The following is a 24,055-nucleotide window of genomic DNA, read 5'->3' as shown; positions in this document are numbered from 1 at the left end:
TTTATGCTATATGGAGATGTTTAAACCATGGTTTTGACGATCTTGAATTGAAGGTGGCTTGGCAGTTTTCATAGCAACTTTCCACGCGTCAAGAAGCTGTTCGACAAAGTACAAAACTTCGTCCAATTTTTGAATGTCCTTTTTCAAATTGGCTTCAATCAATGTTTTGTACATGTAGTTGTACAAAGCTCTCAAAGATTGGGCTATTTCTCCACCTTTTTCCATATCCAAAGAAACGTTGAGTTCTGTTATGATTTCTTGCACCTTGGATATTTTTTCGTTAGATAGAACGTAATCCTTCTGTTCAATTGCGGCTTTTGCCTCTTTCAAAAGCTCTATCGCCCTTTCGTAAAGCATCTCGACCAACTTAGCAGGACTAGCCGTTTTAATCGCGTTTTCAAGGTAATAATCCTTCATCATTTTTTATCACCTTCAAGTTTTCTCAACACTCTTTCGAAAAGTTCTGCGTAAGTTTTCAAAACGACTGGTAAGTTTTCCGCGATAACGTCCGCAAGTTTACCATGATCACCGCTTTCCATGGCTTCGACAACCTTTTTCAACCTTAAAACCACGTCTGAAAAATCTGGCTGCTGCAAAGGCGCGATTTTGAGCACATTTTGCTTTAGATTTTCAAGTGCAGCTATACTTTCTGAAAGGTTTTTCAAATTTTCAAAAGCTTCTGGTTTTCGCGCACGAATTGCTTGGGTTAGCTCCGGTATCAGATTAGTCATCATGTTCAAATTTTCAATCACACCCGGGAGTATTTCTGCGACAAATTCACTCGGAGTGACAAATTCCATCGATACAGTGGTGTTTTCTTCCAAAAGAGCTTCGCGAAGTTCTGATACTTTCTGTGGTGGAACATCTATACTGTTGACAACTAGTTTCTTCAAAACCATGTTCTTTGGGGCAAAGGCATCGTAAAGATTTCCAAAGGTTTTGTACTCCTGAGCCGGAACTAATGTTTCTTGACCGTTGATGATTATCCTAACCATTCTCATCTCTCCTTTTAACATAATACATCAACAACAAGCAAATCGTTTTGGCATCAACTATCTCTCCATTCAAACATTTTAAAATCGCATCGGAGAGATTCATTTGTACGACGTGTAATATCTCATCTTCATCCAACTTCTGCAAAGTTTTTTCAAGATCTTTAGCCACAAAAAGGTGAATTTTTTCATTCGAAAAACCTGGGGTTGTGTATATGAAACCAAGGTATTCCAATTTTCCACATCTGTATCCCGTTTCCTCCTCAAGCTCTCTTTTTGCGCATTCTTCTGGTTTTTCACCTAGGTCCAACTTGCCTGCTGGAACTTCCAAAAGCTGTTGATCCACGGCATATCTGTATTGTTTTACCAAGATCAACTTTTCTTCATCAAGAATGGGTAAGATTGCAACTGCACCTGGATGGAGAACCACTTCACGGGTTGACTGAACTTTGTTCGCCAATTCCACTTTATCCAATTTCACAGTCAAAATCTTTCCTTTAAAAATTTCCTGACTTTCGATCGTCTTTTCAAACATTCCAACCACCCTTTCAATTTACAACCGTTTCGAGTTCAACCGGCACAACACACGACACACCATCAACCATCGTTACGCCGTGAAGCATCTTTGCCGCTTCCATTATAACTTTGTTGTGGGTTATAACGATAAACTGAGTCTTTGACGAACTTATTTCAAGCAAGTTTTTCAACCTTTCTGCGCTGAAATCATCCAAAGGTGCATCGACTTCATCTAGCAAGTAGAACGGGCTTGGTTTGATCTCAAGCAACGCGAAAATCAAAGCTATGCTAACCAAAGCTTTTTCTCCACCGGATAAAAGCTGAAGCTTTTGAACCTTCCTTCCTGGTTTTCTAACCGAAAGCTCTATGCCTGTCTCAAGTAGATCCTTCCCAGATTGAAGACGAATTTCTCCTTCAGCTCCTGGGAAGAGTATTGAGATGAATTTGTTGAAATTGGCGTTGACCCGTTCGTACACGTCCAAAAACTTGTTTCTGGCTTCTTCATCGGTCTTTTCGATCAATTCCAAAATTTTCGCCTTTGCATCTTCCAAATCTTTCTTTTGAATCACAAGCTCGTTGTACTTTTTCTCAACATCTTCGTACTCTTGTATCGACGTCAAATCCACAGGTCCAAGGTATTTCAACTTTGTTTCCAAGTCTTCCATTTCCTTCTTCACAAGTTCCAAGGTTTCGTTGTCGATTTCCTCAACATTTTCCACCTCTTGTGGATCAACCTGTGTGAAGCACTGTTCTATTTTGCTTTTCACCTCTTGTATAGTCAATTCCAACTGGTGCTGTTGATCTCTTAGCCTTTCTCTTTCCTCTTTCATTTTCTGCATCTTTTCTTCAAGTTGAGCAAGCGTTGCAAGTTTTTGATCTTTGTCAGCCCTTTGAAGTCTCATGGCTTCAAACAAGCTTTCCGATTCTTTTCTAAGAGCCTCCAGTTCTCTTTGATTTTCCAAAAGCAATTCCTTAAGCTTGTTTATCTCTTTTTCAAGTTCTCGAGCTTGATTGTTCAAAACTAAAGATTCTTCACTCAGCTTTTCTTTATCTTTCTTCAGCTTATCAAGTTCGGATTCGTAATGAAGCTTTGTTTCCATCAAGCTTGCCAGCCTCGTTTTCACTTCAGAGTGTTTTGATAGGATTTCTTCCATCGTTTTCCTTTCAGCGGCAAGTTTTTCGTCGTACTCTTTCATGAGAAGTTCAAGATTTTCTTTCTCCTTTGATATCTCATCCAACCTTGAGAGTATGGTGTCTTTTCTGGCCCTCATCCCTTCTATTCTCAAGTGATAGTTCTTTTTAAGTTGCTGCAAAGATGAGATCTCTTGATCCATCTCCTGTGCAGTTTTGCTGAGTTCTTCAACCATCCTTTTTGTGGAACTACCTTCCGCTATGACGTTTGTAAGCTCTCTTTCCGCAATCTTCTCTTGTCCATACAGCGCTTGGACTTCTTCCTGGATCTTGGAAAGTTTTTGCTGAAGCTGCTTTTCATGTGAAAGAAGTTGTACCCTCTGCTCGGAGATTTCCGCAAGTCTTAACTTTCTTCTCACCAAAGTGTCCGATCTTTCGGTTTCAACTTCTCCACCGGTGATGGAACCGTGTTGACCAATAAGCTCACCGTTCAAAGTAACTATTCTGCATCTTACTTTGTATTTCTTCTTTATATCAATTGCATCTTCAAGAGTTCTTACAATTATGTCGTTGCCAAACAAAAAGCCTGGCAAAACGGCGTACTTTTCTGGAACACGAACTATTTGAGCCGCATAACCTACAAAGCCTTTGTGACTTTCCACATCTCTCAAACCGCTGAAATGAGATTCTATCAAATCCAAAGGTAAAAAGGTTACTCTACCGATTTTTTCTCGATTCAACCATTCTATAACCTCTTTTGCGGTGTTGGAAGCTTCAACAACCACGTTTTGAACAGCTCCACCTAGCAAAACCTCCACAGCTTTGGCGTATTCGCTTGGAAAACTTATCAGATTCGCAACTACGTCGTGCACATTTTCAAAATAACCCTCTGCCTTTTTTGCAAAAATCGCTCGAACAGCCTTGGTATATCCTTCGTAACTTTCAATTCTTTGCTTTATCCTTGCCTCTTCCTCGTCGAGCAACCGCAACGTTCTTCTCACGTTTTCAAGCTCATCTTCAGCGGCTCTCTTTTCACTTGTCAGTTCGTCTATTCTCTCGCGTATAGTTTGTAGTTCCTTAACAAGTTGAGCTTCCTTGTCACCAGCATTTTTTAGCTTTTCAAGCAACAAGGATAACTCGGTTTGCAGCCTGCTCAACCTAGAAACTTTAACGTCAAGCTGAGAATCTATTATCGATATTCTCTTTGATAAATCCTCAACGCTTTCTTCAATCCTTGAAAGCTCTCCTTCAAGTGATATTCTCTCTTTATGTAAAGCCTCAAGCTTTTCCCTTATGCCTAAAAATTGTTTCTCTTTTTCTGTGTATTTGGAAAGTATTTCATCCCTTTGCTTTTCTATCTGTGAAAGTTCTGCCTCTTTTTGAGAAATTTCCTCGATCAGTCCTTTGAGAATTAAACTCAACTCGCTTATTCTTTTTTCTATTTGAGCTATCCTTTCCTGGATGGAGTCAAGTTTTGTGGTTGTTTCAACGTACTTTCCTTCTCTTTCCGAAAGGCGTTTGTTGTACATTTCTCGAAGTTCAGATAGAGTAGTTTGGCGCCTTTTGTAGTCTTCAAGCAAGTTTGTGAAGTTCTCTATTTCTTTGTCAACGCTGGCAAACTCTGCCTTCAAGGTTGACCAATTTGTCTCAACTTCCACCAGATCTTTTTGAAGCTGTTTTATCTTCTCAAATGTTTTCGAAAGTTCTTCGTTCAAATAGTTCAACCTTCTGGTTTCTCTCTTCAAAATGTTTCCGTAGTATATCCTCTTGTTTTCGGCAAGTTTTTGGGAGTATTCTTTGTATCTTTCTGCACGTTTGGCTTTCAAATAAAGCGACTTTCGCTGCCTGTCAAGCTCATTTATCACATCTGACACACGTAAGAGATTGTTTTGAACTCTTTCTAAGTTTTCCAAAGCTTCCTTTTTACGTTCTTTGTACACGTGTATATCCGCAGCTTCTTCCAGCAGGACCCTCAATTCCTCAGGTGAGGAACTTATTATCCTTTCAATCTGGCCTTGTCCTACGATCGAGTAAAACTCAACGCCTATTCCTGTGCCTTCGAATTTTTCGCGTATATCTTTGAGCCTAGCTGGTTGACCATTTAAAAAGTAAGTGTTCTTTCCATCGGCTGTAAGTTGCCGTGCGACGGATATGGTTTCGTTTTCATTTTCAAAAACAAGTTCCACGTAAGCCGATTGAGCCGCTGGCTGGCTTGCAGACCCTGCAAAAATAACATCGGATTTCTCATCGGCACGAAGTTGCTTCATAGACTGTTCTCCAAAGACCCATCTAACCGCGTCAACTATATTTGATTTCCCTCCACCGTTTGGTCCAACGATGACGGTTATTCCATCGGCAAAGTTCAACCTTGTTGGGCGAGCGAATGATTTAAAACCGTGAAGAAACATGCTTTTCAGCTTCATGCCAAATCCCCCGCCAGACTTCTCAAGCCGAGTATACCAACTTACCGTCAACAAAGGTCGCAACAACGTTCAACTCTTCATCAAAGCAAACCAAATCCGCCGGCATTCCAACTTGTATCGTTCCACATCTCAAATTGCTCGCCAAACAAGCGTTCAAAGTAGCCATTGTCAACGCGCTTTTCAAATCTAAGTTCAAATTCAAAACCAGGTTTTTGATCGCCTGATCGAGTGTAAGGGTGCTTCCAGCAAGGGTATCGGAGTTTTTTAGCCTTGCCACTTTGTTCTTCACAACAACCTCAAGATCGCCCAGCAGGTATTCTCCGTCTTCTAAACCAGTTGCAGACATGGAATCACTGACGAGCACAACTTTTTGAAAACCTTTTGATTTTAAAGCGATCTCAATGACTATTGGATGTACGTGAACAAGATCGCATATGATCTCGCAAAAGACTCTTTCGTCTGTAAGAACTGCTCCAACAATCCCAGGTTCGCGGTGCGAAAAACTCCGCATGGCGTTGAAAAGATGTGTTGCCCTAGTTGCACCGGCATTCACAGCGTCTACGGTAGTTTGATAATCAGCCTCGGTGTGTCCAATGCTTACAACCACGTTGTTTTTTGCAAGAAATTTTATTGCCTCGATTGAACCTTCGAGTTCTGGAGCTATGGTGAAAACTTTTACAATCTCTTTGTAATTATCGACCAATTTTTGTAGCTCTTTTATGTCTGGTTTTTTCAAATACTGCTCTTTGTGCGCCCCTTTTTTCGAAGGGTTCAAGTACGGTCCCTCTATGTAAAGGCCACGAAGCTTTGCAGCAGGCAGCTTTTCTTTGAACTCATTCACAGTTTCGCAAACATGAACGATTTTTTCAAAAGTATCAGAAACTGTTGCAAGCAAGAAAGACGTAACACCGCGGCTGGCGTAAAACAAAGAAAGTTTTTCCAGGCCTTCTTTATCAATCTGCATTGCATCAATCCCAACTGCTCCGTGGGTGTGCGTGTCAACCAACCCAGGTGCAACTATTGGAAAAGCTTTGTCAACTTTTTGCTGGGTTTTTTCTATCCCAACTATTTTTTCGCCTTCAATGGTTATACAAACGTCTTCGATAACTTGAAGAGGTGTGTAAAGCTTTTTAGCCAATATTCTCATCAAAATTCGTTCTCCCTTCCAACGCAAGGTTTCATATTTATGATAACACCAAAGAAAAGAATTTGAAGCAGAAAATATGGTAAGATTGAAAATAAGCAATGGAGGTGATAATTTTGTCGTTCAAAATCAAGATAAAGGGATATGATGTGGTTTTGAATCTCGGACAACCTGTTGAATTTCAAAAGCTGCTGGAGAAATTTCCCAAAAACGAAGTTATAGCCGTTGTGTTCAACGGTAAATTGAGAGATTTGCGTGAAAAGGTTGATCAAGACGGTGAGGTTGAATTTGTCACCCTTGATCACAAACTGGCCCCAGAAGTTTACAGGCACACCATGTCGCACATCATGGCGCAGGCTGTTATGAGAATCTATGGGAAGGACAACGTGCGGCTTGGAATTGGGCCAACCATTGAAAATGGTTTTTACTATGACTTTGAAATTTTGAATGGGAAAATAACCGATGAAGATCTTCCAAGAATTGAGGAAGAAATGAGAAAAATCATCGAAGAAGATTTGATCATCGAAAGGATGGAAGTAGAAAAAGATCGAGCAATCTCCTTGATGAAACAAGAAGGGCAAGTTTACAAAGTAGAGCTGATAAACGAAATACCCGATGAAAAAGTCACACTTTTTAAGCAAGGAGAATTTGTGGATTTATGCAGAGGCCCGCATATGCCATCAACTGGCTGGGTAAAACATTTCAAGCTTCTATCCGTCTCGGGTGCGTATTGGCGCGGTGACGAAAAGAACGCGATGCTTCAAAGAATTTACGGAACTGCCTTCGCAAAGAAAGAAGATCTCGACGCATACCTTCAAATGCTTGAAGAAGCTAAGAAGAGAGATCACCGAAAACTTGGACCAGCCCTTGGAATCTTTTTCATCGACTACGAAGTTGCCGCCGGAATGCCGATCTTTTTGCCAAACGGTGCCATCATTCTCAGAGAACTCATGAACTTTTCAAGACAACTTCATTTGGAACATGGATATGAAGAAGTCATGACCCCGCTTGTGATGAGCGAAAAATTGTGGAGAATGTCGGGTCATTGGGACCACTACCGGGAGAACATGTACTTTACGAGCAAAGAAGAACAAAACTTCGCCATAAAACCGATGAACTGTCCTGGTCATATTTTGATATACAAAAGCAGGGCAGTTTCTTACCGAGATCTTCCCATAAGGTACTTTGAATTTGGAAGGGTACACAGGTACGAAAGAAGTGGGGTTTTGCACGGTTTGTTTAGGGTCAGAAGCTTCACCCAAGACGATGCGCATATCTTCTGTAGGCTAGATCAAGTTGAGGAAGAAATCGTTGGAGTTATTGAACTTATAAAGAAAATTTATGCGCCGTTTGGATTTGAATACTCCGTTGAACTCAGCACCATGCCGGAAAATCACATGGGTGATGTGGAAATTTGGGAAAAAGCAACCAACGCTTTGAAAGCCGCTTTGGAGCATGTAAATCTTGCTTACGAAGTCAAAGAGGGTGAAGGCGCATTCTATGGTCCAAAGATTGATTTTCATGTCAAAGATTCCATTGGAAGAACATGGCAGTGCGCAACGGTGCAGCTTGACTTTTTGATGCCGCAGAGGTTTGAATTGACCTACGTGAACGCCGAAGGCAAATATGAAACTCCAGTTATGATACACAGAGCCATATATGGAAGTTTGGAAAGATTTCTCGGCATACTCATAGAGCACTACGCTGGAGCTTTCCCAACTTGGCTTGCCCCAGTTCAAGTAGTTGTGATACCCATCGCCGACAGACACGTTGAATATGCCGAAAAGGTGGCAAAGACATTGGTTCAAAATGGCATAAGGGTAAAAGTCGATACCAGAAGAGAAACTCTTGGATACAAAATAAGGGATGCTCAAGTGATGAAAATACCTTACATGTTCGTCGTTGGAGATAAGGAAAAGGAAAATGAAAGCGTTTCGGTTAGAACCAGAAAAGGTGTCGATTGTGGAAGTAAGAAATTGCAGGAAGTGATTGATATAATTGTAAATGAGATAAAAACACGTTCTTCAAAGAGTCTTTTGGAGATCTGATATGAGAGCACAAATTTTTGGAAAAATAAACAGTGAGATATCGAATTTCTTCCAAAAAATGTCTGCAACTGAGGAGAAGGATTCTCCTCAGCTTTTTGTTTGTGATCAAATTTTGGATGTACAAGCACCTCAACTTGTTATTGTTGAAAATCAAGCGAAGTTTTACGATGCTCAAAAAAGACTTGTTGCAAGTTTTGAAAATATCCAAGAAACCTACGAAGCAGCTTGGATCTTTGCAAAAGCGTATCTTGAGAAGGCTTTCTTGAAATCTGGATTGGTCAGTTCGCACTGGGCTAGAAAAATCACAAGTGGAATTCTCCAAGCTTTAGTGGTTCTTTTAGAAGTCGAAGACAAGGAAGGTTTTAGTCATTCACAAAGGGTTGCAAAACTTGCAAAGAAAATGGGAGAAAGATTGAACTTAAGCGAAAAAGATTTGGCATTGCTCGTTGAAGGTGCCATGCTTCACGATGTTGGAAAAATTGGGATAGAACAGCTTATGATGTTCAGCCCCGCAAGAATAAGGGAAATTGAAAGTACTTCAAGAGACCACACGATAGTTGGTTCAATTTATCTTGCCTCAATAGAACTTCTATGGGACCTTGTTCCAATAGTTAGATCCCACCATGAAAGATGGGATGGAACTGGTTATCCAGATGGACTTAAAGGAGAAGAAATACCTTTTTTTGCAAGAATCATAGCGATATGTGATTATTACGATGAGTTAACAAATTTTGTCAGTTCCGAATGGGGACCAGATCCTAAAACGAAAGAAGAAGCTTTGCAGATGATTCAAAAACAAAGTGGAAAGATGTTCGATCCAAAACTGGTGGAAGTTTTCGTAGAGATGATGTCAAGCGAAAACGTCAAGTAATATTCCAGATGGTCCGAGAAGTTGTTTGAGAAGTACAAGAGGCATGTTCATGACAAGCTTTAAAAAAGCTATTTGTCTTTCGATTCTTTCTTGCTCTTCCAAACTGGCAGCGATTTGAATCCTTGTCTCCAGCCTTTCTATTTCTTGTTTTATCCTTGCTTTTATCTCTGTTTCTTCAACCTGCTCAACAGTTTGGGATTTGTTTGGATAATATATGTACGCGGTGGTGCGACCTGAAACAGCTGCCAAGAAAGACCCACGCTTTTGAAGGTTTAGATATATTCCACCAAAAATTATCACTCCACCGTTTCTTTCTGCTTCCCTTTTAAAAGCTAGCCAGTTGCTTATTTCCTGCGTTAAGACGCGCAAAATGCTGTTACTTGCCGCTGAAGAATGGGCAAGCCCAGGTTCTCCAGGATCGAGTTTGTAACCTAAAATGGGGTTTTCCAGCGCTGAAATGTTCATCTGTTATCCTTCCTGGATAATATTTTAAGCGATTCTTTTATCAACTGTTCAACGTCCATGTCTTTATTGAAAACACTCAAAACCGCTTGCCTTGCTTCTTCTCTTGAAAAACCCAGCGCAACAAGCGCCTCAACTGCATCGAAGATCTCTGGTGAAAAATCTGCTTCTATTTCGAAATCTTCGTCTTTAAGCTCTGCCACCAACCTTTCCGCGGTTTTTTTGCCTATACCAGGTAAAGCGGAAAGTTTGTTTATCTCTCCTTTTTTAACAAGCCAAACAAATTCTCGTGGTTGAACGACAGAAAGTATTTTCAAAGCCGTTTTTGGCCCCATCTTTGAAACCTTCATTATTTTTCTGAAAACTTTCAGTTTTTGCAAATCCAAAAAGCCATAGAGGTTAACCTCGTCTTGATTTAGCTGCAGATAAGTATAAAGCTGTACAAGTTGTCCCACGCTCACCTTTTCAAATGTTTCAAAATCACAAAAAACTTGAAGCACAAAATTGCCCACTTTCAGCAGCAAATTTTGATCAAACTTTTCAACGACCGTTCCAGAAACGCTGTAGATCAACTTCTCACCTCACAAGTTCCCATTCCGGCTCAAGTTGACCGTCGATTATGTAATCTCTAAGATAACCTACAAGATAAAGTGAACCCGTGATTATTATAGTCTCCCATCCTTCGGATTTTAAATTTTCAAAAGCTTTCAAAGGATCTGGTTCAAAAACAACATTTTTGTTGAATTCTCTGGCTATTTCATAAGTTTCCCGCACATTAACAGCTCTGTGAGAAACCGGTTTTGTGACGTAAATCCTCTCGAACAAAGGCGCAAGATGGGAAAGAACTGCTCTTTTGTCTTTGTCATCAACCATTCCAATCACAGCAGCCAGTTTTTGACCTTTCAGATAATCCTGGATGGATTTTTTCAAAACCTTGGCGCCACCGATGTTGTGCGCACCGTCAAAAATGATGGTTGGTTTGCCCGCAATAACCTCGAATCTGCCTGGTATGCTAGCCTTTTTCAAAGCTGATCTAACTTTTTCTTCATCCACCTTGATGCCTTCTTTTTGCGCAAAGATCAAAAACGCTTGCAAGGCAACAGAAGCGTTTAAAAACTGATGTTCTCCGTTCAACGATATTTCAAGGTTTTTAAAATCCGTCAATCCATGGAAGTTAAACAGGTTCTGCGAAAGTTTTAGCTCTAAAGCCTCGTAAGAAAAATCTTTTCCATAAACGTGAATCTTGCTGTTTTTTTGTCTGCAAACTTCTCTTATTACTTCAAGGGGTTCTTCTTTGGTTTCACCACAAACGGTTGGTACACTTTCTTTCACTATTCCCGCTTTTTCGTAAGCTATTTTGGCTAGGGTATCTCCAAGTATATGCATGTGGTCAAAGTCTATAGTAACTATAACGCTAACGCTGGGTAAAACAACGTTAGTCGCATCGTACCTGCCGCCTAATCCAACTTCTATGGAAGTTGCTTGAACGTTTTTCAACCTGTAAATGACAAAAGCCATGGCAGTTACAAATTCGAAGAAGCTTGGACTCATGTTTATCCCAAGTTGATCCATCTTCTCCGCTTCACTTTGTACAATCTCAAAGGCATCGACAAAAGTTTGTTCGTCAACGAATTGCTCATTCACCAATATTCTTTCCTTAAAAATCGACAAATGAGGTGAAAAATAGCTTCCTGTTTTCAAGCCATGTTCTATGAACAAATAACTCAAAAACTTTGTGACAGAACCTTTCCCATTCGTTCCAGCTACATGTGCAGAACGAAAACAATCCTGTGGATTGTTCAACCTTCTACAAAGTTCCTGGATCCTTTCAAGTCCAAGCGTGACCTTGCCCGAAGGTCTTTCGGTGTAAAGGTATTTCAACATTTGTAAATACGTCACTTCAACCCCTCCAGTAACTCACCGAGTACTTTCAATCTTTGCTTTATGTTTTCAACCTTTTGTTTGCACTCTTCGACAACGCTTTCTGGTGCATTTTTTAAGAAGTTATCGTCTGAAAGTTTCTTTAAATTCCATTCCAAATCTTCCTGAAGTTTTGCGATGTTTTTCTCCAACCTCTTGATCTCAGATTGTAAATCGAGATTTTTGATGTCTACAAAAATTTGACAACGCTCGTCTACGTAAGCTGTGGCACACTTGCTTGGCTTTGCATCAACCCATTCGATTTTGTTCACCATGGCAAGTTTGCATATGTAAAATTGCTCTTCTTCGCTCAATTTCTCACCAACAACAAAAATGTCCACAGCTTCCTTCGCGGGAATGTTCAGTTCTGCCTTCACATTTCTTATTCCTTTCACGATGTTCATAACTCTTGCAAAAGCTTGCTCAGCTTCTTCGTCCACTGAGTTTGGTTCATATTCTGGCCACGGTGCGATCATTATTGATTCTCCACTTACCGGAAGTGCATGCCAAAGTTCCTCTGACAAGAATGGCATGAATGGATGTAAAAGCCTCAAACTTGTGTCCAAAACTTTGACAAGAACGTTTTGAACTTTTCTTCTCTCAATCCCATTGAGTCTAGGCTTGACAGCCTCGATGTACCAATCGCAAAATTCATCCCAGAAGAAGTCGTATATCTGTTTAGCCGCCACGTTGAACTCGTAATTTTCAAGGGCATTTGTAACGATTTCAACGGTTTTCATCAACCTTGAAAGAATCCATCTATCCACAAGTCCCAAGGAGGTTAGTTCCTCTTCTTCATAACCATCGAGATTCATGATTGCAAACCTTGTTGCGTTCCATATTTTATTTGCGAATTTTCTGTAGGTATCGAAGTACCTTTCGTCAAGTTTTATGTCGCTACCCTGAGCCGCTAAAATGGCAAGCGTGAACCTGACCGGATCTGTACCATACTTGGCAGACATTTCAATCGGATCTATACCGTTTCCCAAGGATTTGCTCATCTTTCTTCCATACTTATCTCGGATCAGTTGATGAATGTACACATCGCTGAAAGGTTTTTCGTTCATGAACTCATAGCCCATCATTATCATTCTGGCAACCCAGAAGAAGATTATGTCAAAACCCGTCACCAAAACACTAGTTGGGTAATATTTTTTAAGATCCTCAGTTTCCTCAGGCCACCCAAGTGTGCTGAACGGCCAAAGCGCCGAAGAAAACCAAGTGTCAAGAACATCTGGGTCCTGCTTGATTGATTTTGAACCGCACTTTGGACATTGATCAACATCTTCCTCGGAAACGATGACTTCACCGCAAGATTCACAATACCAAACAGGTATCTGATGTCCCCACCAAAGTTGTCTGCTTATGCACCAATCCTTGATGTTGTACATCCAGTGCAGGTAAACTTTTTTCCACTTTTCTGGGATGAACCTAATCGACCCGTTTTCAACGGCTTCAATAGCCTTCACAGCCAGTGGTTTCATCCTCACAAACCATTGGTCCATGATCCTAGGTTCAACAACGCTTTCACACCTGTAACAATGCCCTATCGCGTTGTCGATTTCCTCAACCTTGAGTAAATAACCCAACTCTTGAAGATCTTTTACAACCGCTTCCCGCGCCTTGTACCTATCCAAACCTTTGTACTTTCCACCGTTTTCGTTCACAACGGCATCGTCGTCAAATATATCAACAAGCGGTAGGTTGTGCCTTTGGGCGATCTCGAAGTCGTTTGGATCATGAGCTGGTGTTACTTTAACTGCTCCCGTTCCAAATTCAGGATCAACATATTCATCCGCGATTATTGGTATCTCCCTGTTCATCAACGGTAACAAGACTTTTTTGCCGACGAACTTGCTGTATCTTTCGTCCTTTGGATTGACGGCAACTGCTGTATCCCCAAGCATAGTTTCAGGTCTTGTAGTTGCAACAACTATTTCACCAGTTCCATCCACAAATGGGTATTTTATAAAGTAAAGCTTTGATTTTCTTTCCTCGTGCTCGACCTCTTCGTCGGAAAGAACTGTTTTACACCTTGGGCACCAGTTGACCATGTATTTTCCTCTGTATATCAATCCCTTCTTGTAAAGCTCGACAAAAACTTTTCTAACTGCCCTTGAAAGACCCTCATCCAAAGTAAACCTTTCTCTAGACCAGTCGACGGACGCTCCCAAAGTTTTTATTTGTTCTTTTATGTAAGCTCTGTATTTTTTGACCCAATCCCAGACTACTTTCAAGAACTCTTCCTTGCCCAACTGCTGACGGCTTTTACCCTGAGACTCTAAATATCTTTCAACAGCGTTTTGAGTGGCAATACCAGCATGATCCTCACCTGGTACCCATAGTGTATCGTAACCTTGCATTCTCCTGAAGCGAACCAGTATGTCCTGCAAGGTTATGTTCAAAGCATGCCCCATGTGTATTGTTCCAGTGACGTTTGGCGGTGGTATAACTATGACAAAGGGCTTACCAACACCTTTTGGTTGGAAATATCCTTTTTCAAGCCATTTTTCGTACCATTTTTTCTCTATCTGATCTGGCATATAACGTGTACCAAGGTCCATGACCTTAAATCCCTCCTATCGCTCTGTGCATCAATTTTACCAAAAAAGCCTTTTTTACTCAACAAAAACTCTGACCGTAGTACCATCGCTTGCCGTAATGTTGACAATATCACCCTCCAGATTTTCCAAGTTTTCCAAAGCTTCTTGAAGTTGTTGCGAGATGACGTTCAAATCAACATCAGGCATTTTCTCCTTCAAAGCTGGCAAACCTAAAATCAACAGTTTTGACAGTTTCAAAGGCAGCTGAATGTCGACGTTATCACCCTTGCTCGAACGAACTTGTACTTTTATCAGTTTCTTGGACATTTCGTGGGTTTGTTTTTCCGACGACGCAAAGTTTGACATCATAGTCTCTATCAGTTCAGCTGCCTGCTCTGACGTCAATTTACCCTCCTTGACCAAGTTCATAACCCTGACAAATTCTTCTCTCATTTTCCTCTTACCTCCTTTTTCAAAATTGACAAAGCCATTGAGAAATCGTACTCACCAGATTCGAGCTTGTTTAAAACTTCTGAAATGGAACTTACACGTTCCTTTTCCTCTTCGCTGGAAATGTAGCCAAGGTTTCTCAAAAGCCTGTTGAAATACGAATGCGCTGTTGGGTAAGATATTCCAAGCTTTTCGGCAACTTTTGTTAAGTTACCTCTGTTTTTCAAATATTCTCGCAAAAAGTCAAGATCTTGCTTTGAAAGAGATGAAAACTCGTTGAGGGTAAATTGGCCTTCTACTTTGCTCCCACATTCAGTGCATTTAAAGCTTGTTACAACAACATTTCCACCGCACAGAGGACATTTTGAACTCATCTCCAAACCAAATCACCTCACACGATCCCAATTCTCACAAATGTTCCTTGACTTTCAATCCTGATAAAATCACCAGAGTACGTCATCAACTCGTCCAAGGCATCCAAGAAAATTTCCAAAACAGTTTTGAATTGCTGATAGTCTTCGAAGATTTCATGCTTATTTTTCAAAAACTTCCAAATAAAAGTGGAGCTGGTTTTCAAGATTGGTTTTAAAAACAAAGCAAGCGAAATAGGAATTGATATGCTGATTCTCACAGGTTTCTGAACTTGTTCTTCCTCCACTTGCATCAAGATTTTTTTACCAACAGGACTTTTAACAAAAGCCATTAACCACTCCAAATCTTCCTTTGTAAGCTTGTGTTTCAATCGCTTTTGAATCTCTTCAGCTGCTTTTTTACTTCTTTTTTCAGCTCTTAAGTGAAGCTTTAAAATCCAAGCTAGAACGTAAAAGCCAATTCCTATAAACAAAACTCCGAAGAAGACCTTGGCACCAAAAAAGATCAGCAAAACCCCGGCCGTTATAAGAACAAGCGCAAAGTACACCGTCTTCACCCCTTTAAAATTAAAGTTTATATTCCATCAATATCTAATTTATAACTTATCAAATCGTAGATGTATGTCTTTTTGTTTGCGTAAACAAACTGTTTCACGATAGTAATAAATTCAATGGTACAATATTCAAGCGTGAACAAAACACATGGCACTTGAAAAACGTTGAAAACGCTCCGGCATTTGGGAGCTACGTTTTTCAGTGCCTGTATACCAGGGAGGTGAAGATGTGTACGCCATAATCGAAAGTGGTGGAAAACAGTACAAAGTTACAGAAGGTGAAACCATAGCAGTTGAAAAGTTGCCTCAGGCAGAAGGGCAGCAGGTAGTGTTCGACAGAGTGTTGCATGTTTCAACGGACAACGGCTTTTTGGTGGGTCAGCCTTACTTGACAAACTGCAGCGTTATTGGCACGATCATTCAACACGCAAGGGCAAGAAAAATCATAATTGCTAAGTACAAAAGAAAAACTGGTTATAAAAGAAGACGCGGACATCGGCAATGGTACACCTTGGTGCGAATTGACAAAATCCAGGTCGGATGATGAAAATGACCAAGATAACTTTTTTCGTGAAAGATGGAAATTACGTTGGTTTTTCTGCTGTTGGACACACAAATTACGCTGAAAAAGGAAAAGATATCGTCTGTGCGGCAGTCAGTGCGTTGGTTCAACATACAGCAAGAGCTTTGGTAAGCAGGTCAAAAGCTCTTTTCAAAAAAGACGACGGTTTCATGGAAGTTAATTTGGTACAGCCAGATCAAATCTCACAAGTTTTGATGGAAGAGTTATACAAAAGTCTGCTCGATCTTCAGTCACAGTTCCCGAGAAATATACGCTTGGAGGTGAAAAATCATGAGAATAGAAATACAGTTGTTCGGACATAGAAAAAGTGGGTCGATAGGAAATAGGGATAGCAATCCAAAATATCTGGGTGTGAAAGTAGGAGACGGTCAAAGAGTTAGGGCTGGAAACATACTGGTTAGACAAAGAGGAACGAAAATCCACCCGGGTCAAAACGTTGGATGTGGAAGAGACTTCACGCTTTTCGCTTTGGTTGATGGCATCGTCAAGTTCCACACAAAAAGGAATAAAAAATTTGTGAGCGTTATACCTGTCAAGGAGGAATGAAAAATGGCAAGACCATTTCCAATACAAAAAACTACGATAATTAGAAATGTGGAAAGAAAATGGTACCTTGTCGACGCAAGTGGAAAAGTTTTAGGAAGACTTGCAAGCCAAATAGCTAAATACCTCATGGGAAAAAACAGCCCAACTTTCTTTCCTGGTGTAGACACAGGGAATTACGTCGTTGTCATCAACGCTGATAAGGTTGTTTTGACCGGTAAAAAGCTTGACAAAAAACTTTACTACAGACATTCCGGTTATCCAGGTGGGTTAAAGGTTCAAACCGCAAGACAGCTTCTTGAAAAGCATCCTGAAAGGTTAATATGGCTGGCAGTTAAGAGAATGCTACCCAAAGGCGCCCTGGGAGACAAGTATTTGAAACGACTCAAGATTTACGCTTCAGACAAGCATCCCCATGAGGCTCAAAAGCCTGAACCAATTGAAATTTGACGGGAGGGTAAGGGATGGAAAAGACGATTATTCATGCGATCGGTAGGAGAAAAACAGCAGTTGCCCGTGTCTATATTGAACCAGGAAGCGGACAACTGTTTATAAACGGAAAACAGTATAACTCTTTTGAAGAATATTTCAAAAACATCGCTTGGGCAAAACATGCAGTCGAGCCTTTGTTGGTAACAAACATGCTTGGAAAAGTTGATCTTTGGATTCTAGTTGAAGGCGGTGGATTATCCGGTCAATCTGGAGCTGTTAGACTTGGAATAGCAAGGGCTTTGGTGGCACTCAACCCAGATTTGAGACCCACTTTGAAAGCTCACGGTATGCTCACCAGGGATCCAAGAATGGTTGAAAGAAAGAAGTACGGTTTGAAGAAAGCCAGAAGGGCTCCACAGTACTCGAAGCGATAACCTCTTCCTTGGGCGCGTGCGCGCCCCTTTGTTTTGAACCTTTTGTTTTTTTATAAGTCTAAATTCCATGGTTTCGCCGTTGGTCATCTTCACATACAGCCTCAATTGACCGTTCTTTATATCCTTGAAACTTTTTGTGTGAGCTTTTAAATATGCGTGAAATTATCGATAAAATCAAGGAAAAAATCGATATTGTGCAACTTATCTCTCAATATGTGCCACTTCAGAAGGTTGGGAGCAACTATCGTGGTCTTTGTCCTTTTCACAGCGAGAAAACACCGTCGTTTTTCGTCAACCCAACCCTCAAATTGTACCATTGTTTTGGATGCGGCGCAGCCGGTGATGCTATCAAATTTCTGCAGGAGATAGAGCACTTATCTTTCTTTGAAGCCTTAAAAAAGCTTGCTACGATGGCAAACGTTGAGCTACCTGAAATAAAAGAAGACAAAGAAAAGAGAATGTACCTTGAGTTTTGCCACAAACTCAACGAATTTTACAAAGCAGAAATTAAAAAATCCAAAGAAGCAATGGAATATCTTCGACAAAGGGGGCTAACGGATCGGGAAATCGATGAATTTGAACTTGGATATTGTCCTGCAAATTCTAACGCTGCGATTAAGATAGGAACAAAACTTGGTATGCCAATTTCGAAAATTTTACAGCTTGGTTTTGTCAAACAAACTTCGGCAGGTTACATAGACATCTTTGAAAACAGAATAACCATTCCAATCAAAGATCAGAACGGTAGAGTAATTGCCTTTGGTGGAAGGGCTTTGTTCGGCGAACCTAAATATTTAAATCTTAGAGATACACCATACTTTTCAAAGCGCAAAACCTTGTTTCTATTGGATAGGGCTCAGAAGACAATCAAAAATGTTGATTTTATTGTGATAACGGAAGGATACTTCGACGCAATCGCCATGCATAGAGCTGGAATAAAAGCAGCCGTTGCAGTTCTTGGAACGAGTCTTTCTAAAGATCACCTTCTGAAGATATCTCCTTTGACAAGAAATGCGATTTTGTGCTTTGACAACGACGAAGCTGGGCGCAAAGCAACTTTGAGAAACCTTTGGTTGCTTATAGAAGCAGGATTTGACGTTACCGTTGCAAAAGCGGAAGAAAAAGATCCAGATGAACTTCTCAAAACATCTGGTCCAGAGGCCTTACACAAAATGCTGAAAGATTCTATGCCCTTTGAAGAATTCGTTGCAGATTTTTATCTTGAACAATACGATGTCTCAACATCTTCGGGTTTGGAGAAGTACCTTTCGAAAATCAAAGTTTGGAAAGAGTTTTTGGAAAAGAACAAAAGATTGGAAAAACTGGATGCGCTTTTACAAGCTGTATCGAAAAAAATAGGATTGCCAGCACACAGATTAAAGGATGAACTGAGCTCTTCTAAATCCATTTTGCAAAGGGTATCAAAGGAACCAAAACTTCCGACTGACGAGGATTACCTGATATACCTATACCTAACCAACGAAGAACTGAGAAAAGAAATATCAAAACTTGACCAAACGATTTTGAGTGAAAAAACCTTGAAGATACTTTCACAGCTTCAACAAAATCCAGATATTACACAAGTCAGTCAAGAAGTGAGAAATTATCTTTTTGATCTTTTGTCACGAATACCTCCACCGTCAAATCCAATCAAAATTTTTGAGGATATAAAAAAGCGATTTGCTAGAAAAGTCGCCGAAAAGTTGTTGTCACAAATTGACGCTAAACTTGCCAATTGCCAAGATGAAACAGAACGAACCATTCTGCTCAAACAACGTATGGAACTGGTTAAAACTTTGATCAAAATGGGAGGTGGATAGATTATGGAAGAACTTGAAAAGGAAAATGTCGATTTGAAAGAAGAAACAAGCAAGGAGGAAAAGAAAACCTTGACCCAAGCTGATATAGAGAAAAGGATCAAAAACCTTGTAAAGCTTGGTAAGAAAAAAGGATTCGTCACGTACGATGATATAGATAAAGCTTTCCCTCCAGATTATGAGGGATTTGATAGCAATTTGATCGAAAGGATCTACGAAGAGCTCGAAAAGAACAAGATCAACATCCAAGATTCTGAACCAGAACCATTGGATGATTCGCTGGAACTTTCCGAAGAAGAACTCCAAGCTTTGGAGGACAATCCCGAAGTTTTCGATAACCTTTCTTTGAAAGATCCAATAAAAATGTATTTGCGAGAGATAGGCAAAATACCTTTGCTGACGCCATCGCAGGAAAGAGAACTTGCAAGGCGTGCGCAGATGGGGGATGAAAAAGCTAAGAAAAAGTTAATCCAATCAAACCTTAGACTTGTTGTGAGCATTGCGAAAAAGTACATGGGCAGAGGTTTGCCGTTTTTGGATCTGATTCAAGAGGGAAATATAGGTCTCTTGAAGGCAGTCGAGAAATTCGATTGGCGCAAAGGTTATAAATTCAGCACATACGCCACGTGGTGGATTAGGCAAGCTATAACCAGAGCCATAGCTGATCAGGCTAGAACCATAAGAGTGCCTGTGCACATGGTTGAAACCATAAACAAGCTGAACAGAATCATAAGGGAATATCAACAAACACACGGTGAACCACCAACTGTTGAAGAACTTGCAAAAATCATGGATAAACCAGTTGAAAAAATAGAAGAAATAATGCAAGCAGCAAAAGAAATCATATCGCTCGAAGCGCCAGTTGGAGAAGACGAAGATTCCACAGTTGGAGATTTCATAGCCGACGAGTCTATCCCATCACCAAAGAAAGAAGCCATGAGAATGCTTATGCGAGAAGAATTGGAAAAAGTTCTTAGAACGCTAAATCCACGGGAAGCCATGGTTTTGAAGATGAGATATGGGCTTTTGGACGGGAAGGCAAAAACACTCGAAGAAGTTGGTCAATACTTCAACGTAACAAGGGAAAGGATAAGACAGATAGAAGTCAAAGCATTGAGAAAACTACGCCATCCATCAAGAAGTAAGTACCTGAAAGCCATCATTTCGCTCCTCGATCAAGGAGAAAAATGAAAGAAGAATATTCGAAAACAATTGTTTAGACCAGTTGCTTGTGTGTTGAATCTTCGCAAGTACTTCTAGCCAAGTCCCTTCTGGGGCTTGGTTTATTATATACTGAAGCTGAAGTTGTTTTAAACTTTCAAAGGTAACATCGCAGCGGGAAGGAATGGAACCTTTTATAGCTTTAGCTTTTTCCTTCAAAATCTTTGCATCCTGCATCTTTCTTGTGCCAAGTTTTGTTCCCTTTTTCGGCACAAAAGCGTTCAAGGTCAACCTTACATCGTTGTATCCGATTTCGTAGGCTTTTGAAACCATCTTGCCGATCGCAGTAAGGTCTTCCTCAGTTTCCTCATCCAAGCCATACATGAAGTAAAGTTTTACCTGTGAAAAACCGCTTTTTCTTCCAAGTTGTAAAGCTTTTTCGATTTGAGAATCTGTAAAAGGTTTGCCAAGGATTTGGCGTATTTTGAAGGTAGCCGATTCAGGTGCAATGGTAAAAGAATGTTGATGTTGTTTCAAATAACTCAACAAATTTTCGTTCAACCTATCAAGTCTGAGCGATGATACAGATATCCAAATATTTTTTTCACGAGCTTTTTGAACAATATCTTCAAGCCAAGGATAATCTGTCACATTTGAGGCAATAAGGCCGAGTTTAAGATCTTTTTCCATCAACTTGGTGATAACATTTGGATCGACAAATCTAGCAGGTTTCTTACAGCTGCTCATCATACAAAAGCTGCAGTTCCAAACACATCCTCTTTCCACTTCAACAAGAACACGACCTGCGAACTCTCCTCTAGCTGGTACAACGGGACTGATGGGCGCAGATTTACTTAAGTCAAGAAATTTTGCCACCTCTTTTGCTTTTTTTTCAAAAACTTTAACCGACGAAAAATCAAGTTTTGAAAACCTTTCCAAAAGTTCGTCTCTGCTTGCTGGACTTAAAATTTGGGCTAAATCTTCAACCATAGCTTCGAAATCACCATGAAGTACGACATCTGGTATGACCTTAAGAAAATCAAGATCTGCATAGGTGAGTATTCCACCAAAAATTATCAAAGGATCAAAGGATCTTCTTTCAACGTTTATCAAAGGCACAGACTTTCTTTTCAAGATATCTATCACGTTGATTATATCGTTTTCAAAATGAACACAAAAAGCCCAGATTTGAAACTCATCCAACGGTGTTTGGCAGTCTAAGGAATAAAATCTTTCAAAAGTTTCATCGTAGAAAAACCTTTCGCACCTTACCCTCGGAAGCTTGTTGAACAATTTCCAGACAAGGTGAAAACCAAGGTTTGAAGCAGCTATTTCATAACTGTTGGGAAAAATAAGGGCAACCTTTAGGTCGCCCTTTTCATTCAAAACATTCTCTTCTATTAGCAATTCACTTTTTTTGCAACTACGAACAAACTCAAATTCGGCAAAATCTTTTTTATCACGAGGTCTTCTCAACGCTCAACCTCCTAAGATAGTTTCTAGAAACTACACATCGAACAAATTCAGCTTCCAATATTTTGGTTTCTCCTTTCATTATGATGCCTCTAAACTTTATTCTGTTTCCAGAAACATCAACAACCCTTATTCCTGCAGCGACCACTTCGCCCACTTTCACTGGATTTAAATGCCGCACGTTGGCTTCAACCACAACATTCACGATGTTTTCATCCAAAAAAGGTTGAATTAAGTTGAAAGCCACGTGGAAAAGCAAGGCACACAAGCCAGAAGTACTTGCAAAGTGAAACAAACTCATTTCTTGATCCTCGTTCCAAAGACAGCTTTCGTCGATTTTCACTTCAACCGTTTGACTCTTTCCTACTAACTGCTCCAAGCTGATCATGGTTAACCATTTCCTCCCCAAGTTCACTCTTCAAAATCCTTCTAAGTTCTTCTCCTTCAAGAACTTCGCGCTCGAGCAAAAGTTCAACCAGTTTATCCATTTGCGCTCTGTGTTCTATCAATATCTTTTTAGCTTTCTCGTAGCATTCTGAGACGATTTTCTTAACTTCCTCATCTATCTCGCTAGCCACTTCTTCGCTGTAATTTCTTATTCTCGTTAATTCTTTTCCTAAAAAGACCTCTTGTTCTACCTTTCCCCACGACAAAGGGCCCAGCTTTTCACTCATACCAAATTGACAAACCATTCTACGTGCAAGTTCAGTGGCTCTTTCAATATCAGAAGCTGCTCCTGTTGTAACTTCTTGGAAAACCAACTCTTCCGCAGCCCTTCCACCGAGAAGACTTGTTATTTGATCCAAAAGTTCCTGTTTTGTCACAAGGTATCGATCCTCGGTTGGAAGTTGCAGGGTGTAACCCAAGGCTCTATAACCTCTTGGTATTATTGAGATTCTGTGAACAGGATCGGCATTTGGAAGCAAGCTTGAAACAATCGCATGTCCAACTTCGTGGTAAGCGACTATTCTTTTTTCCTTTGGACTTATAACTCGGGATTTTCTAGCCGGTCCAGCGATAACTCTGTCTATCGCTTCTTCAAAGTGAGCCATGGTTATCTTGTCTTTACCTTCTCTTGCTGCCAGGAGTGCAGCTTCGTTGACCAAATTCTCAAGGTCTGCACCGACGAAACCAGTTGTTCTTTGAGCGATTATCTTTATATCCACATCTGGGGCTAATGGTTTGTTTCTTGTGTGTATCTTCAAGATTTCCTCTCTACCCTTTACATCAGGAGGATCGATGACGATTTTTTTGTCAAACCTTCCAGGTCGAAGTAAAGCTGGGTCCAATATGTCAGGCCTGTTCGTCGCAGCCATGACCACTATGCCTTGTCTAACATCAAAGCCATCCATTTCCACCAAAAGCTGGTTGAGAGTTTGCTCCCTTTCGTCGTGTCCGCCGCCCAAGCCAGCACCCCTGTGCCTTCCAACAGCATCGATTTCATCGATGAAGATTATACATGGAGAATTAGCCTTCGCCTGGTTGAAAAGGTCCCTGACTCTTGCTGCTCCAACGCCAACGAACAGTTCGACAAAATCAGAACCACTTATGTGGAAAAATGGAACATTTGCTTCGCCTGCGACAGCCCTTGCAAGCAAAGTTTTACCAGTCCCAGGAGGTCCAACAAGAAGTATACCTTTAGGCATCCTAGCCCCGATTTTGGCAAACCTAGCAGGGTCTTTCAAAAACAAAACGGTTTCCTTTAACTCCTCTATCGCTTCATCCACACCTGCCACATCTTTGAAGGTCACTCGAGTTTGTCCAGGTTTGATCATCTGCGCTCTACTTCGAGTGAAGGTGAAAGCTTGGTTGTTTCTTCCAGAAATTGCTCTCATCATGAACATGAACATGAAGATCAAAAATCCAACGAGCAGTACATTTCCTATCAAGTTAATCCAAAAGGAACTGCTCGTTCCCTTTTCACCTATCACTCTTACTCCTTTTTCGCTCAACTTTTTGATTGTTTCAACATCTTGGCTGAACCATGGTGCGTAGATTTCGTAGTATTCTCCTCTTTTCGTCATCACTTTTAAGGTTCCATCATCTTTTATAACCACTTCTGCTATTTTCGTTGGTTCCTCGTAAGCAAGGGCTATGAAGTCGCTAAAGCTCATCTTTGAGGTTGGTTGGGTTTGAAGATAAAAAGACCTAACCAACCAAAACAGCGAAAGTATCATCAAAACAGCA

24 protein-coding genes are annotated in these 24,055 nt (G+C 40.6%); 9 read left to right on the top strand and 15 right to left on the bottom strand.

Annotated elements, in window-relative coordinates; all coding sequences use genetic code 11:
* Window positions 1-6: 6 nt before the first annotated feature.
* The 5 genes from fliS to nagA are packed head-to-tail and all read right to left on the bottom strand — an operon-like array spanning window position 7 to window position 6,209.
* The gene (gene fliS, locus THETH_RS09985; protein WP_041446464.1) at window positions 7-420 is read right to left on the bottom strand and encodes a flagellar export chaperone FliS; all 414 of its coding nucleotides are present in this window, start codon (window positions 418-420) and stop codon (window positions 7-9) included.
* Window positions 417-995: a hypothetical protein gene (locus THETH_RS09980; RefSeq protein WP_013933218.1), complete on the bottom strand. Its 579-nt coding sequence runs from the start codon at window positions 993-995 to the stop codon at window positions 417-419. Before THETH_RS09980 ends, fliS begins: the two co-directional genes overlap by 4 nt.
* A complete protein-coding gene (locus THETH_RS09975) occupies window positions 988-1,527 on the bottom strand; it encodes an NUDIX hydrolase (protein WP_013933217.1) in 540 nt (179 codons plus the stop codon). The genes THETH_RS09980 and THETH_RS09975 overlap by 8 nt, the downstream gene beginning before the upstream one ends.
* A gap of 13 nt (window positions 1,528-1,540) precedes the next feature.
* A complete protein-coding gene (gene smc / locus THETH_RS09970; protein WP_013933216.1) occupies window positions 1,541-5,062 on the bottom strand; it encodes a chromosome segregation protein SMC in 3,522 nt (1,173 codons plus the stop codon).
* Window positions 5,063-5,084: 22 nt separating this feature from the next.
* Window positions 5,085-6,209, bottom strand: a complete 1,125-nt coding sequence (gene nagA, locus THETH_RS09965; protein ID WP_013933215.1) for an N-acetylglucosamine-6-phosphate deacetylase — start codon at window positions 6,207-6,209, stop codon at window positions 5,085-5,087.
* A 98-nt stretch (window positions 6,210-6,307) separates the two neighbouring features.
* Between nagA and thrS the strand changes: the two genes are divergently transcribed.
* On the top strand, window positions 6,308-8,254 hold the full coding sequence (gene thrS, locus THETH_RS09960; protein ID WP_041446462.1) for a threonine--tRNA ligase: 1,947 nt from the start codon (window positions 6,308-6,310) through the stop codon (window positions 8,252-8,254).
* A 1-nt stretch (window position 8,255) separates the two neighbouring features.
* Window positions 8,256-9,125: an HD-GYP domain-containing protein gene (locus THETH_RS09955; RefSeq protein WP_013933213.1), complete on the top strand. Its 870-nt coding sequence runs from the start codon at window positions 8,256-8,258 to the stop codon at window positions 9,123-9,125.
* Here the strand turns inward: THETH_RS09955 and THETH_RS09950 are convergent.
* Genes THETH_RS09950 through THETH_RS09920 form a run of 7 tightly spaced genes read right to left on the bottom strand, consistent with a single transcriptional unit; the run spans window position 9,105 to window position 15,419 of the window.
* Complete coding sequence (locus tag THETH_RS09950; RefSeq protein WP_013933212.1) at window positions 9,105-9,590, bottom strand: hypothetical protein; 486 nt, start codon at window positions 9,588-9,590, stop codon at window positions 9,105-9,107. The genes THETH_RS09955 and THETH_RS09950 overlap by 21 nt on opposite strands.
* Window positions 9,587-10,159: a Holliday junction branch migration protein RuvA gene (ruvA, locus tag THETH_RS09945; protein WP_013933211.1), complete on the bottom strand. Its 573-nt coding sequence runs from the start codon at window positions 10,157-10,159 to the stop codon at window positions 9,587-9,589. Before ruvA ends, THETH_RS09950 begins: the two co-directional genes overlap by 4 nt.
* A 4-nt stretch (window positions 10,160-10,163) precedes the next feature.
* Window positions 10,164-11,486 (bottom strand): bifunctional folylpolyglutamate synthase/dihydrofolate synthase, encoded by a 1,323-nt coding sequence (locus tag THETH_RS09940; protein WP_013933210.1) that lies wholly within the window; start codon window positions 11,484-11,486, stop codon window positions 10,164-10,166.
* Window positions 11,483-14,071, bottom strand: coding sequence for a valine--tRNA ligase (locus THETH_RS09935; protein WP_013933209.1), 2,589 nt, complete (start codon window positions 14,069-14,071; stop codon window positions 11,483-11,485). The genes THETH_RS09940 and THETH_RS09935 overlap by 4 nt, the downstream gene beginning before the upstream one ends.
* A 54-nt stretch (window positions 14,072-14,125) precedes the next feature.
* On the bottom strand, window positions 14,126-14,503 hold the full coding sequence (locus THETH_RS09930; protein WP_013933208.1) for an SHOCT-like domain-containing protein: 378 nt from the start codon (window positions 14,501-14,503) through the stop codon (window positions 14,126-14,128).
* Window positions 14,500-14,874 carry a DUF2089 domain-containing protein gene (locus THETH_RS09925; RefSeq protein ID WP_041446731.1) on the bottom strand — a complete coding sequence of 125 codons (375 nt, stop codon included), beginning with the start codon at window positions 14,872-14,874 and terminating at the stop codon, window positions 14,500-14,502. The genes THETH_RS09930 and THETH_RS09925 overlap by 4 nt, the downstream gene beginning before the upstream one ends.
* Window positions 14,875-14,891: 17 nt before the next feature.
* Window positions 14,892-15,419 (bottom strand): DUF2059 domain-containing protein, encoded by a 528-nt coding sequence (locus tag THETH_RS09920; RefSeq protein ID WP_013933206.1) that lies wholly within the window; start codon window positions 15,417-15,419, stop codon window positions 14,892-14,894.
* A 235-nt stretch (window positions 15,420-15,654) separates the two neighbouring features.
* On the opposite strand from THETH_RS09920, the gene rplU reads away from it, so the two are divergent.
* The 7 genes from rplU (at window position 15,655) to rpoD (ending at window position 20,425) form a co-directional block, all read left to right on the top strand.
* A complete protein-coding gene (rplU, locus tag THETH_RS09915; RefSeq protein WP_013933205.1) occupies window positions 15,655-15,969 on the top strand; it encodes a 50S ribosomal protein L21 in 315 nt (104 codons plus the stop codon).
* Window positions 15,969-16,310, top strand: coding sequence for a ribosomal-processing cysteine protease Prp (locus THETH_RS09910; RefSeq protein WP_245530498.1), 342 nt, complete (start codon window positions 15,969-15,971; stop codon window positions 16,308-16,310). The genes rplU and THETH_RS09910 overlap by 1 nt, the downstream gene beginning before the upstream one ends.
* A complete protein-coding gene (gene rpmA / locus THETH_RS09905) occupies window positions 16,279-16,554 on the top strand; it encodes a 50S ribosomal protein L27 (protein ID WP_013933203.1) in 276 nt (91 codons plus the stop codon). Before THETH_RS09910 ends, rpmA begins: the two co-directional genes overlap by 32 nt.
* Before the next feature lie 3 nt (window positions 16,555-16,557).
* The gene (gene rplM, locus THETH_RS09900) at window positions 16,558-17,001 is read left to right on the top strand and encodes a 50S ribosomal protein L13 (RefSeq protein ID WP_013933202.1); all 444 of its coding nucleotides are present in this window, start codon (window positions 16,558-16,560) and stop codon (window positions 16,999-17,001) included.
* A 14-nt stretch (window positions 17,002-17,015) separates the two neighbouring features.
* Entirely contained in the window at window positions 17,016-17,417 is a 402-nt protein-coding gene (rpsI, locus tag THETH_RS09895; protein ID WP_013933201.1) for a 30S ribosomal protein S9, read from the top strand.
* 152 nt (window positions 17,418-17,569) lie between these two features.
* The gene (gene dnaG / locus THETH_RS09890) at window positions 17,570-19,237 is read left to right on the top strand and encodes a DNA primase (protein WP_013933200.1); all 1,668 of its coding nucleotides are present in this window, start codon (window positions 17,570-17,572) and stop codon (window positions 19,235-19,237) included.
* A 3-nt stretch (window positions 19,238-19,240) separates the two neighbouring features.
* Window positions 19,241-20,425 carry an RNA polymerase sigma factor RpoD gene (gene rpoD, locus THETH_RS09885; RefSeq protein ID WP_013933199.1) on the top strand — a complete coding sequence of 395 codons (1,185 nt, stop codon included), beginning with the start codon at window positions 19,241-19,243 and terminating at the stop codon, window positions 20,423-20,425.
* Here the strand turns inward: rpoD and THETH_RS09880 are convergent.
* Genes THETH_RS09880 through ftsH form a run of 3 tightly spaced genes read right to left on the bottom strand, consistent with a single transcriptional unit; the run spans window position 20,369 to window position 24,045 of the window.
* Window positions 20,369-21,871: a B12-binding domain-containing radical SAM protein gene (locus THETH_RS09880; protein ID WP_013933198.1), complete on the bottom strand. Its 1,503-nt coding sequence runs from the start codon at window positions 21,869-21,871 to the stop codon at window positions 20,369-20,371. The genes rpoD and THETH_RS09880 overlap by 57 nt on opposite strands.
* Window positions 21,855-22,256, bottom strand: coding sequence for a thioesterase family protein (locus THETH_RS09875; RefSeq protein ID WP_013933197.1), 402 nt, complete (start codon window positions 22,254-22,256; stop codon window positions 21,855-21,857). The genes THETH_RS09880 and THETH_RS09875 overlap by 17 nt, the downstream gene beginning before the upstream one ends.
* Window positions 22,213-24,045, bottom strand: a complete 1,833-nt coding sequence (gene ftsH / locus THETH_RS09870) for an ATP-dependent zinc metalloprotease FtsH (protein ID WP_052296025.1) — start codon at window positions 24,043-24,045, stop codon at window positions 22,213-22,215. Before ftsH ends, THETH_RS09875 begins: the two co-directional genes overlap by 44 nt.
* Window positions 24,046-24,055: the final 10 nt, after the last annotated feature.

It is taken from the genome of Pseudothermotoga thermarum DSM 5069 (assembly GCF_000217815.1).
Classification (GTDB): Bacteria; Thermotogota; Thermotogae; order Thermotogales; family DSM-5069; genus Pseudothermotoga; species Pseudothermotoga thermarum.
The sequence above is the reverse complement of the archived record's forward strand: the minus strand, read 5'-3'. Positions and strand labels throughout refer to the sequence as shown.

Excerpts from the sequence above, each read along its gene's own strand:
- THETH_RS09955 (WP_013933213.1), top strand. The coding sequence starts at position 8,256 with ATGAGAGCACAAATTTTTGGAAAAATAAACAGTGAGATATCGAATTTC.
- THETH_RS09930 (WP_013933208.1), bottom strand. The coding sequence starts at position 14,503 with ATGAGAGAAGAATTTGTCAGGGTTATGAACTTGGTCAAGGAGGGTAAA.
- THETH_RS09980 (WP_013933218.1), bottom strand. The coding sequence starts at position 995 with ATGGTTAGGATAATCATCAACGGTCAAGAAACATTAGTTCCGGCTCAG.
- rpoD (WP_013933199.1), top strand. The coding sequence starts at position 19,241 with ATGGAAGAACTTGAAAAGGAAAATGTCGATTTGAAAGAAGAAACAAGC.
- rplM (WP_013933202.1), top strand. The coding sequence starts at position 16,558 with ATGGCAAGACCATTTCCAATACAAAAAACTACGATAATTAGAAATGTG.
- thrS (WP_041446462.1), top strand. The coding sequence starts at position 6,308 with ATGGAGGTGATAATTTTGTCGTTCAAAATCAAGATAAAGGGATATGAT.
- THETH_RS09910 (WP_245530498.1), top strand. The coding sequence starts at position 15,969 with ATGAAAATGACCAAGATAACTTTTTTCGTGAAAGATGGAAATTACGTT.
- smc (WP_013933216.1), bottom strand. The coding sequence starts at position 5,062 with ATGAAGCTGAAAAGCATGTTTCTTCACGGTTTTAAATCATTCGCTCGC.
- rpsI (WP_013933201.1), top strand. The coding sequence starts at position 17,016 with ATGGAAAAGACGATTATTCATGCGATCGGTAGGAGAAAAACAGCAGTT.
- dnaG (WP_013933200.1), top strand. The coding sequence starts at position 17,570 with ATGCGTGAAATTATCGATAAAATCAAGGAAAAAATCGATATTGTGCAA.
- THETH_RS09875 (WP_013933197.1), bottom strand. The coding sequence starts at position 22,256 with ATGATCAGCTTGGAGCAGTTAGTAGGAAAGAGTCAAACGGTTGAAGTG.
- THETH_RS09935 (WP_013933209.1), bottom strand. The coding sequence starts at position 14,071 with ATGGACCTTGGTACACGTTATATGCCAGATCAGATAGAGAAAAAATGG.
- rpmA (WP_013933203.1), top strand. The coding sequence starts at position 16,279 with ATGAGAATAGAAATACAGTTGTTCGGACATAGAAAAAGTGGGTCGATA.
- THETH_RS09975 (WP_013933217.1), bottom strand. The coding sequence starts at position 1,527 with ATGTTTGAAAAGACGATCGAAAGTCAGGAAATTTTTAAAGGAAAGATT.
- nagA (WP_013933215.1), bottom strand. The coding sequence starts at position 6,209 with ATGAGAATATTGGCTAAAAAGCTTTACACACCTCTTCAAGTTATCGAA.
- THETH_RS09925 (WP_041446731.1), bottom strand. The coding sequence starts at position 14,874 with ATGAGTTCAAAATGTCCTCTGTGCGGTGGAAATGTTGTTGTAACAAGC.
- THETH_RS09950 (WP_013933212.1), bottom strand. The coding sequence starts at position 9,590 with ATGAACATTTCAGCGCTGGAAAACCCCATTTTAGGTTACAAACTCGAT.
- ftsH (WP_052296025.1), bottom strand. The coding sequence starts at position 24,045 with ATGATACTTTCGCTGTTTTGGTTGGTTAGGTCTTTTTATCTTCAAACC.
- fliS (WP_041446464.1), bottom strand. The coding sequence starts at position 420 with ATGATGAAGGATTATTACCTTGAAAACGCGATTAAAACGGCTAGTCCT.